At 61.1% G+C, this 10,244-nt stretch carries 10 protein-coding genes and 1 pseudogene; 5 read left to right on the forward strand and 6 right to left on the reverse strand.

Annotated elements, in window-relative coordinates:
• Nucleotides 1–288 precede the first annotated feature (288 nt).
• The 6 genes from B0G74_RS18780 to B0G74_RS18805 all read right to left on the reverse strand — a co-directional run bounded on the left by B0G74_RS18780 (nt 289) and on the right by B0G74_RS18805 (nt 5,213).
• Nucleotides 289–903 (reverse strand): DUF2239 family protein, encoded by a 615-nt coding sequence (locus B0G74_RS18780; RefSeq protein ID WP_132376301.1) that lies wholly within the window; start codon nt 901–903, stop codon nt 289–291.
• An 88-nt stretch (nt 904–991) separates the two neighbouring features.
• Nucleotides 992–2,524 carry a sensor domain-containing diguanylate cyclase gene (locus tag B0G74_RS18785; protein ID WP_132376302.1) on the reverse strand — a complete coding sequence of 511 codons (1,533 nt, stop codon included), beginning with the start codon at nt 2,522–2,524 and terminating at the stop codon, nt 992–994.
• 166 nt (nt 2,525–2,690) lie between these two features.
• The gene (locus tag B0G74_RS18790; RefSeq protein ID WP_132376303.1) at nt 2,691–3,392 is read right to left on the reverse strand and encodes an NAD-dependent epimerase/dehydratase family protein; all 702 of its coding nucleotides are present in this window, start codon (nt 3,390–3,392) and stop codon (nt 2,691–2,693) included.
• Complete coding sequence (locus B0G74_RS18795; RefSeq protein ID WP_243658225.1) at nt 3,389–3,652, reverse strand: hypothetical protein; 264 nt, start codon at nt 3,650–3,652, stop codon at nt 3,389–3,391. Before B0G74_RS18795 ends, B0G74_RS18790 begins: the two co-directional genes overlap by 4 nt.
• Nucleotides 3,653–3,707: 55 nt before the next feature.
• The gene (locus tag B0G74_RS18800; protein WP_132376304.1) at nt 3,708–4,583 is read right to left on the reverse strand and encodes an SDR family NAD(P)-dependent oxidoreductase; all 876 of its coding nucleotides are present in this window, start codon (nt 4,581–4,583) and stop codon (nt 3,708–3,710) included.
• 57 nt (nt 4,584–4,640) lie between these two features.
• On the reverse strand, nt 4,641–5,213 hold the full coding sequence (locus B0G74_RS18805) for a TetR/AcrR family transcriptional regulator (protein WP_132376305.1): 573 nt from the start codon (nt 5,211–5,213) through the stop codon (nt 4,641–4,643).
• A 411-nt stretch (nt 5,214–5,624) separates the two neighbouring features.
• Between B0G74_RS18805 and B0G74_RS18810 the strand changes: the two genes are divergently transcribed.
• The 5 genes and pseudogenes from B0G74_RS18810 (at nt 5,625) to B0G74_RS18825 (ending at nt 10,244) form a co-directional block, all read left to right on the forward strand.
• Nucleotides 5,625–7,355 (forward strand): methyl-accepting chemotaxis protein, encoded by a 1,731-nt coding sequence (locus tag B0G74_RS18810; RefSeq protein WP_132376306.1) that lies wholly within the window; start codon nt 5,625–5,627, stop codon nt 7,353–7,355.
• 376 nt (nt 7,356–7,731) lie between these two features.
• Nucleotides 7,732–9,093 carry an integrase family protein gene (locus tag B0G74_RS18815; RefSeq protein WP_132376998.1) on the forward strand — a complete coding sequence of 454 codons (1,362 nt, stop codon included), beginning with the start codon at nt 7,732–7,734 and terminating at the stop codon, nt 9,091–9,093.
• 12 nt (nt 9,094–9,105) lie between these two features.
• Nucleotides 9,106–9,363: pseudogene (locus B0G74_RS46220) on the forward strand (P27 family phage terminase small subunit); the annotation flags it as partial.
• Between the two features lie 96 nt (nt 9,364–9,459).
• On the forward strand, nt 9,460–9,681 hold the full coding sequence (locus B0G74_RS46225; RefSeq protein ID WP_207915682.1) for an AlpA family phage regulatory protein: 222 nt from the start codon (nt 9,460–9,462) through the stop codon (nt 9,679–9,681).
• A gap of 14 nt (nt 9,682–9,695) precedes the next feature.
• Nucleotides 9,696–10,244 carry a VUT family protein gene (locus tag B0G74_RS18825; protein ID WP_243658226.1) on the forward strand — a complete coding sequence of 183 codons (549 nt, stop codon included), beginning with the start codon at nt 9,696–9,698 and terminating at the stop codon, nt 10,242–10,244.

Here is a 10,244-nt window from a genome sequence, read left to right on the forward strand (position 1 = left end):
TGTCAGGAATAACCGGGACAGGATGTTGTAAGCAATGCTTAGCGCACGAGGCCGGGTCGCGAGAAGCCATTGCGGGCGGCGTATTGGCGATATGTTTGGGATTCGTCTGATGTATAGGGGCGAGGCAAGCTCTTAGACTTGTTTCTGCTGCGTTGACCCCATGAGTAAACGCACGCGATGTTGTTGTAACTCTCCGACTTTCCCGCTCACGCTTCCCCGGCGTGAGCGGTTTTTTTCGTCCGCGCGATTCGTTGTTTGCGCTCGCGAAGATGCTGCGATGCGACTGCTTTACGCGTGCGTCGCGAAAGCGGCGTCTGCGAGTTGCAAGCTGTAGTCGCGCACGTCGTCCGGCCATGTCGCGACGATCTCTTCGAAACGCGGGCGATCGTCCGCGTACAGCGCGCGGGTGGCATCTTCATAGCGCGGCAGATTGCCCGCGAGCGCGGTCATGAAGCGATACACGGCTTCCTGCGCCGCGCGCCGGCGGTCCTTGTCCTCGCCGGCAGCGCGCGCCGCATCGACCAGTTTGCGTAGCGCGACCGACGCGCCGCCCGACTGCCCGTTCAGCCAATCCCAATGACGCGGCAACAACGTGACTTCTCTCGCCACCACGCCGAGCTTGGGCCGGCCACGACCACGCGGAGCGTCCTCCGCTGCGTCGACGGCGGCGTGAGCGGTTTCGGCTTCGTCATTCTGGCTTGCGAGTCGCGCGACGATCTGCTCGGGCGTGCCGCGTAGATCGAATTCGACCGGCCGGCTGGTGATGTCGTCGAAGACCAGCACCGGCGCCTGTTGGCCGCGCGCGAGCACTTCTCTTACCGCGAGCGCTACGTCGGGCAAAGCGCCTGACGCGATGCGGCGATGGCCTTCGAACGCGGTGCAGGTTTGGGAACGGGCGGTCATGACAAACTCCAAGAAAAGAATTTGTCGAATTATATCCGGGTTAAATTAAAGTGCAACATATTACCCGGGTAAATTTATACTGCGTCTCTCAGACAGAGTTCCGCGCTTCGGTTCCAGGCGCCACCGTGGCGGCGCCGCCGTGCGACGCGTGCGTCACGGTCCGATAGCACAGCACGCGATTGCGGCCCGCATCCTTGGCTTCGTATAGGGCGTCGTCGGCGGCATTCAGGAGGGCGCGGCTCGTTGCGAATGCCTGGCCTCGCGTGGTGGCGATGCCGATGCTGACCGTCAGCACATGATGCGAACTCGCCACGTGGCGAAGCTGGAGCGCCTGAACCGCGGTGCGAATCTTCTCGGCGATGAAGGTGGCGCCGGTTTCGTCGGTGTCCGGCAGCAGCACAGCGAACTCTTCGCCGCCGTAGCGCGCCGCCGTGTCGCCCGGACGCCGCACGCTCTGCGCGATGCAGCGGGCCACGCCGGTGAGCGCGTCGTCGCCCGCGGAATGGCCGTACAGATCGTTGAAGCCCTTGAAACTGTCGACGTCGATCAGCAGCATCGACAGCGGCCACGCGTTGCGCTGCGCGCGGCGCCATTCTTCTTCCGCGTGTTCCTCGAAAGTGCGGCGATTGTTCAGGCCGGTCAGCCCGTCGGTGCGCGCCAGCACGCGCAACTCTTCTTCGGCCGCGCGGCGATGCCGCAACTGATGCGAGAACAGCACCGCCAGCGCGATGATCGTGACGTCGAGCGCGGCGATCAGCGAACCGATGATCCACGCGCGCCGCCGCCACTCCACGTAGATATCGTGCGTGGAAAGCGCGACGTCGAGGATCAGCGGATACATGTCGATATGGCGGAACGCATACCAGCGCTCGACGCCGTCGATCGCCGCCGTGCCGAAGAAGTCCCCGCTCGGCTGCTGGGTGAAACGCGAGTAATTGGCGGTGCCTGTCAGATTGATACCGATGATTTTCGGATCATAAGGACGCCGCATCAGCATCGTGCCGTCGCTCAGCATCAGCGCCATTGAGCCGCCGGCGCCGAGATTCATGCCGGCGAACAGGCTGCGGAAATAGGTCAGGCGCATGGTGCCGGCCACCACACCGCCGAAACTGCCGTCCGGTCGCGTGATGCGCCGGCTCAGCGCGATGCTGACTTCCTTGCCGCTGATCTTCGGCATGAACGGATGGCTGATGTACAGGCCGACATTGGGCGAGTCTCGCTGCACCTTGAAGTAGTCGCGGTCGGCGAGATTGACGTGGCGCGGCGGAGAGGCTTGCGAGTCGAACTTGACGTTGCCGGTCTCGTCGGTCACGAGGATCGAACCCATGTCTTTGGCGCTCGCCGAGCCGTCGAACAACACCATCTGGCGGATGGCCGGCTTCAGGTCCAGCACGCCGGGCTGTTTCAGGCCGTCGATCACCGCGCGCAGCGAGAGATCGTAAATCTCCAGATTGCGCGACACGTCGCGCTCGACCAGCAGCGACACGTTGAAGACCGAGTCCTGGGCGCGCCGCAAAGCGTCGTCGCGCATCTGCGCCAGCACCCACACGGCGATCGCAAGAATCGCACTGGCCAGCACGATACTGATAGCAATCACGATGTTCGGTCGGCGCGTCACCATGGGCGTTTCTTTCGAACATGCGCTGACCTACGCGCGTGAAGAAGAGGGCCGCGTCCGGACCGGCGCGTACCGTGAACCGGTAGCGTACCAGACGACGTGCCCCGCCGAATCATCGAAAAGACCGGTTTTTGCCGGGTCGGGCGAGCTTGACGTTGCTCGCCCGTGCTCAGCCGGTATGCAGATCGAGCATGGGCCCGGATGCCGACCGGCTCAACGCGCGGATGTCGGCGGTCTCGAGCACCGCCTTGTCGGCGCCGTGACGGGCAACCGCCAGCATGGCGAGACCGATGTCTTCGGTGCTCAGAATCTGGTTGGGGAAAAGCGCACGCAGCGTCGACAGGAAAGGCCGGGCCAGCGTGTAGAACAACTGGTACGAGCGGGTCTTGGAGCGCGCGCCGTTCAGCGGTTGAATCACGCCCGGACGGAACAGGTAGACGCCCTTGAACGGCAGCCGCTGCAACGCGTTCTCGGTCTTGCCCTTGACGCGCGCCCACATGCTGCGACCTTGCTCCGTGCTGTCGGTGCTCGCACCGGACACGTAGACAAAGGTCATCTGCGGATTGAGACGGGCGAGCGTCCGCGCCGCCGCCAACGTGAGGTCGTAGGTGAGGCGCGCATACTCCGCCTCCTGCATCCCCACCGACGACACGCCCAGGCAGAAGAAACATGCGTCGAAACCCATGAGCGACGCTTCCGCCGCGCGATAGTCCATCAGGTCCGGCTGAACCACTTCGATGAGCCGTGGATCGAGCTGGCCGGTGCGAGTGCGGCCGACTGTCTGCACCACTTCGACGTCCGGCGCGCGCAAACACTCGCGCAACACGCCCTGCCCGACCATGCCGGTCGCGCCAAAAATGAGAACCTTCATGATGCATGCTCCATGGTCGCGCTGGGCCAGCGCGCGTTAGTCAGTGCTTCGGAAATCGCCCACAAACGGGCGGCGACCGCGGCTTGCGCTTTCTGCTCGTTGCGTCCGGTGAGCACGACGTCCGCGCCCGCGACCGCGCCGGCCAGCGCAAGCGCAGTCTCGAAACCCAGCCCTCCGGTCGCGCCGGTGATCACCGCGAGGCGGCCGCTCCGAGGCGGAATGTCCGCGGTGGTCCAGTTCGCCATGTTCATGGTTCTCATGGTTGCCTTCGGTCGGTTTCGGCCCTTGACCTGCTTGCCAGGCTCGGCTCGGCGCTCAAGCTTTCGCCGCTGCGGCCGGAAATGCCGGCAGCGGCGACGGCGCGGAGAAATCCGTCGACTCACTGACGGCACGCCACGCTTGCGCGTCGGCCGCGCGTGCCTTCTCGCCTTCTCCACAGTAGTGCAATGCGTCGGTGCCCAGCAAAAGATGCGCAGGCAAAGCATCGTGATAAGCCAGCTTGAGCACCACTTGCGCGACCTTCGCCGGATCGCTGGCTTCGTGGCCGATGTACTGAGACAGCATATCGATGACGGCGCCCACCGACGGCACGTAATCCGGCCACAATTCCGGCGTGGCGCCGGCCGCCTCGTTGCCCCATTCCGTTTTCATGCCGCCCGGTTCGAGCGCGGTGACGTGAACGCCGAACGGCGCGAGTTCCTGGCGAATCACTTCAGTGAAGCCGCCCACGGCCCACTTGGCAGCCTGATAGGCGCTCAAGCCGGCAATCCCCACGCGCCCGCCCACCGACGAAATCTGGATGATGTGCCCGGCGCGCTGCTGTCGCAGCACCGGCAAGGCCGCGCGCGTCACGTTGACGACGCCATAGAAATTGGTGTCGATCTGCGCGCGGAAGTCGTCCTCGGAGCTTTGCTCGAACGGAACCAGGTGACCGAAGCCGGCATTGTTGACCACCACGTCCAGCCGGCCGAACGCGTCGACGGCGGCTTGCACGGCTTGGCGCGCCGCCTGCGGATCCGTGACGTCGAGCGCGACCGCGCGGACCCGTTCGCCATAACGCGCCGACAGATCAGCCAACTGACGCGGGTCACGCGCGGTCGCGACAACCTGTTCGCCTGCCTGCAAAGCTGCTTCGACAATTTCGCGCCCAAGTCCACGGGCGCTACCGGTAACCAACCAGACCTTAGCCATATTGCACTCCTTGAAATTAATTGAGCAAGTAATCACTCATTAATACGACAAAAAAACTTAGTGGCGGGCGATCGCGTTCCAGAACGCGTCGAAGCCAGCGCGGCGATAACGCTCGGCCTCAGCCGGTTCCCGAGCGATGAAGTCCATGGTCGTTTCCGCCAAAGCGCCCATGATCGCCGACAGAAAAGCCGGCGGATGATCCCGCAACGCGCCACTCGCCACGCTTGCCTGAATCATGTCGTTGATGTCGGCGAACGACTGCATGCCCTTCGCCCGCGTGTGGTCGGTCAAGCGCTCCGACACGGCCAGTTGCGCCACGGCGCGGCGCTTGTTCGGTTGCGCGACACCCCAGTCGACGAACTTGTTCCACACGTGTTGCGCCCGCTCGCGCACGGTGGCGTGCTTCGGATAACCGGCCACCATCACTTCGCGCAGTTCGGCCTTGATGTCGAGATACAGGACGTTCAGCAGGTCGTCTTTGTTGTCGAAGTACGTGAACAGCGTGCCTTCCGCCACACCCGCCACTTTGGCGATGCGCGACGTGGGCGCGCCCAGCCCTTGCTCGGCAATGACCTCGGCCGCAGCAGCAAGGATGGCGTTACGTTTGTCTTCGCTCTTGGGACGGGCCATGCGGATTCGGTTTTGCTGCAGTCGATAAATGAGTGATTGCTCAATCATATACACGAACGGCAAATCGTTCAAGCGGTTTTCGACATTTTGCTCAACGGGATGCTTTCATCACATGCCCAAATATATTCATTTGGCACGAAATCTCATTTTCGTCGGTCATCGCGTGCAAGCCTTTTAGAGATATACCCGATCCGCCTTCAGTCCTCGAGTATGCGAACCGATATCCGGTAGATGGGATACCCATTTTGTGTCTCACGGCGATGCGCTTTCACTGATGTATCGACGTGAGACAGCGAAGGGATAGACCGCGCAAACCCGCCGCGGTACGCGGCGGCGATCTAGACGCTCCCATACCCGGACCTGAGAGTCCATTGCGAACGCATCCACGTTTCGTTATTGGAGAAAAAAATCGTGACACTGAACCACCTCACCATCAAAGCAAAACTCACTGCCGGTTTTGGCATGCTGTCTCTTATCGTCGTCGCGGTTTCCGGGCTCTCCCTGAAAGCGCTCAGCGACTCGACCGATGGATTTTCCAGCTTCGTGCACGGCATCAACGCACGCGCGGACATGGCGGTGCAGGTGCGAACCGCGGTCGATCGCCGGGCAATCGCCGCGCGTAACCTCGTGCTCGTGACCAAACCTCAGGATCTCGACATAGAGAAAGCCGATGTGCTGCGCGCGCACGAAGATGTGCAGACCGATCTGAAGAAGCTCAATGCCATGATCGCGACCGCTACCGACACGTCGGAAAAAGCGCGCAGTCTCGTCGCCGAGATCAACCGGGTCGAGGCGTCGTATGGACCGGTCGCCACCGACATCGTCAATCTCGCGCTGACCAATAAACGCGACGAAGCGATCGTCAAGATGGACGATCAATGCCGGCCGTTGCTCGCCGCGCTGATTCGCGCGACCAACGCGTATGCCGACTACACGCATACGCGCCAGGAACAGATGATCAACGAGTACGCGGCGCACTATGAGAACCAACGCAATCTGCTGATCGCGATCAGCCTGATCGCAGTGGCGCTAGCGATCGGCGCATGCGTGCTGATCACACGCGCGGTGACCGGACCGCTGCGCCAGGCGATCGACGTCGCGCGCACCGTATCGGAAGGCGATCTGCGCACGCGCATCACCGTCGATGGGAACGATGAAACCAGCAAGCTGCTGGGCGCCCTGCGCGAAATGAACGAGCGGCTCACGACCATCGTCGGACGCGTGCGCGACAGCAGCACGAGCATCGCCGGCGCCGCGCGCGAGATTGCCGCGGGCAATATGGATCTGAGCCAGCGCACCGAACAGCAGGCAGCCTCGCTGCAGGAAACGGCGTCGAGCATGGAACAACTCACCTCGACGGTGAAGCAGAACGCCGACAATGCGCAGCAAGGCAGCATGCTGGCCGCGAATGCTTCGTCGGTTGCGCAGAAAGGCAGCGAGGTAGTCGGCCAAGTGGTGAACACGATGCACGACATCAGCGACAGCTCGACCAAGATCGCGGATATCACGGGCATCATCGAAGGCATTGCGTTTCAGACGAACATTCTCGCGCTCAACGCGGCCGTCGAAGCCGCGCGCGCCGGTGAACAGGGCCGCGGTTTCGCGGTGGTGGCGAGCGAAGTCAGAAGCCTGGCGCAGCGCTCATCGAGCGCGGCGAAGGAGATCAAGGATCTGATTGCCACCTCCGTGGACAAGATCCGCGACGGCTCGGCGCTCGCTGGCGAAGCGGGCAAGACGATGGCCGAAGTCACCCAGGCGGTGGCGCGGGTGACGGACATCATGTCGGAGATCGCGGCGGCATCGAGTGAACAAAGCCGTGGCATTGAGCAGGTCAATCTTGCCATCACGCAAATGGATAACGTCACGCAACAGAATGCTGCGTTGGTGGAAGAAGCGGCGGCGGCTTCGCGGTCGATGGAGGATCAGGGGCAGCAGTTGAATGAGGCTGTGGCGTTTTTTCAGATTGTGGGTGGTGGGGCGGGCTTTGTTTCTGCTGCGCCTTTGCGTGAGGGGACGGTGCGACGGGAGGTGGCTGGTGCGCCTGTGCGGCGGGTTGTGCGGGCGACAGCTGCGCCGGTTGCGGCGCCGGTTGCCGTATTGGCGACGGCGGTCGGGGCGGATGATGGGTGGGATAAGTTTTGAACGTGTTTTTCTGCTTGAGCGCCGTGGTTGTGTGCGGGTGGCGCTCTCGCAGGACATGGCTTGGCTGGGGGAGCAAAGCGGCTTAAGTGAAAAGCCTGGTCCGGAAGAGCGAAAACCGGCGTGTAGCCGATTTTCGCGTGACAACAAATTCTATTGGGAGGAGGAGGATCGAACTCCCGACCTTCGCATTGCGAATGCGAACAAGTCGACGTTGACCTAGGTGGATTAGGGCTTATTGAAATCAGTAATTTAATGAATTTAAACAAATTTTACTGCCCCCACCTCTCAATATTGTTGATCGAGATTCCCTCATTGGCGCATAATTCGGTTACATGGCGGTTACATGAAATCGTCGGCTTATGGGCAAGGGGGTTGGGTGGCGAAGGTCAACTTCACTGCGGCTCGTGTAGAGGCGCATCGCTGCGAAGAGGGTAAGTCGCAGTCATTTCTTTGGGACAGCAAGACCCCCGGCCTCGGCTTGCGAGCCACGCCTAGTGGAGCCAAGGCTTATATCTACCAAGGGAAGATCCATGGCTCGACGATCCGGATGACGATCGGCGATCCGAGGAGCTGGACGATCGACAAGGCTCAAGAGCGCGCTCGCAGTCTCCAGACGATTATTGACAGCGGAGTTGATCCGCGCGAGCGAGAGGCTGAGCAGAAGGCCGAACACGAAGCCCGTCAGGCAGCGAAGCGCCGTCAGGACGTGACTGTCGGTGAAGCATGGGAGCATTATCTAGAGCATCTGCGAACGAAGATCTCCCCCAAAACAAAGAAGCCGCGGTCCGAGCGATACATCATCGATCACATCAACCTTTCCTCGCCCGGCGGCGGTATTGCGAAACGCGGCGGCAAAGAAAAGGTGCGGGGGCCATTGGCCCCGCTCATGCCGCGGAGGTTGACCGAGATCACGGCGACGTCCATGTCGGAATGGCTAGAGGCTGAGATACCCCGGGGACCGACAAATGCGGGCCATGCTTTCGGTCTGTTCAAAGCGTTCATTCGATGGTGTGACAGTGACGAGGCATATGCGGGCATCATTCCGCACGACGCTTACACATCCCCTAAGGTCAAAGGTATCCTTCCGCGAAGCGCCGCGAAAGACGACTGCTTGCAACGGGAGCAGTTGTCGGCTTGGTTTAGCGCGGTGCGCGGCATCGAGAACCCAGTCATTAGCGCATATCTCCAAGGCCTGCTGATCACGGGCGCCCGGCGGGAAGAGCTAGCTGCATTGCGTTGGGAAGACGTGGACTTCCGCTGGCGCAGTCTCACTATGAACGACAAAGTCGAGGGTACTGGTGGACGCACGATACCGCTCACCCCGTATTTGGCGAGCCTATTGTTGAATCTTCGGCGACTGAACGAGACCCCGCCGAACAAACGTCAAACGAAGCGACTTGCCGAAAGACGAGAAGAATGGGAACCGTCCGAGTGGGTCTTCGCCAGCAAGACGGCGGCCGATGGAAAGATCGCCGAACCACGTCATGCGCATAACCGAGCATTGGCACCGACAGGTTTGCCGCATGTCTCGCTGCACGGCCTACGTCGATCGTTCGGAACCCTGTCAGAGTGGGTCGAGGTTCCCGTTGGCGTCGTCGCCCAGATCCAAGGACACAAACCGTCGGCACTTGCCGAGAAGCACTATCGACGTCGGCCACTCGACCTGCTGCGGATGTGGCATGACAAGATCGAAGCCTGGGTGCTCAATCAAGCGGGGATCAAGTTCACAGGCAACTGAAAGGACCGAGATATGCGCCCGCGGAAATCAGGCCAAACCGGAGAAGCTAGTGCATCGGATCAATCGAATGAGGCAAATCGGCGAAACCGTCCTAAACACGGTGCTGATACAGATGTGTTGTGGCAGCTTTCTCCCGCAGCAATCGCGCACTGGCCTACCGTAGCCAAACAACTCTCCGATGCTGGAGTGCTCAGCAGCGTTGATGCGCGTTCCGTCGTCTCTTACTGCGAGGCATTCGCACGGTGGCACGCAGTGGGTGACGAACTCGCAAAAATGCTGATAGAGTTCGGAGCAAAATCCGTCCGACAAGTAGAGGAAGAACATAACGGTCCTCAAGGTCCCGAATCGCAAGCGGAGACCACCCCGATGAAGGCAGCGAATCCGCGGCCACCTGCCGCAATTATGAGGCGCGTAGAGGTCGAGAGGGAAACTGGGCTTTCTCGCTCTACGATCTATCAGCGGGTCAAAGAGGGGACCTTTCCTCCCCAGTTGAAGATCGGGCCAAGATCGATTGGCTGGCGAGTTGCCGACATCGAGGCCTTCCTAAGATCGCCAGCAAACTATAGAGCAGAAGACAAAAAACCATAGAACGCAAACGGTCCATGTCACCTTCGCTAGTTATCGAAGGCATCGATTGCACATCCAACTTCTCCTTGTCATTTTCTGTGTACATTTTGATCTACATTGCAGCGGTTGCCGTAGCAAACCTGAGCGTCGCGCACTTCGGCCCGGCGTCCACTCCGATCAACGCCTTCTTGCTGATCGGCCTCGACCTTGCTATCCGAGATCGTCTTCACTTGGACTGGCATGGGCGCTCGCTGTGGGCTCGTATGTTCTGCCTGATCACCGGCGCCGGTGTCGTCAGCTATATGCTCAATCCGGCTTCAGGCGTTATATCCTTGGCGTCGCTCGTCGCATTTAGCGCGGCGGCCATTACGAGCGCGGTCGTGTTCCAAGCGGTGCGACGCTATCCCGTTCTCACGCGTGCGAATGGCGCAAACGTAGCCAGCGCAGCGATTGACTCGCTCATATTCCCGCTGATCGCATTCGGCACGATATTCCCGACAATCGCAGGACTGCAATTTCTTGCGAAGGTTACAGGGGGCGCTATCTGGTCTTGGGTGTTGTTGCGCAAGGTCCGTATCGCTTAA

This window comes from Paraburkholderia sp. BL9I2N2 (genome assembly GCF_004339745.1).
Lineage (GTDB): Bacteria > Pseudomonadota > Gammaproteobacteria > Burkholderiales > Burkholderiaceae > Paraburkholderia.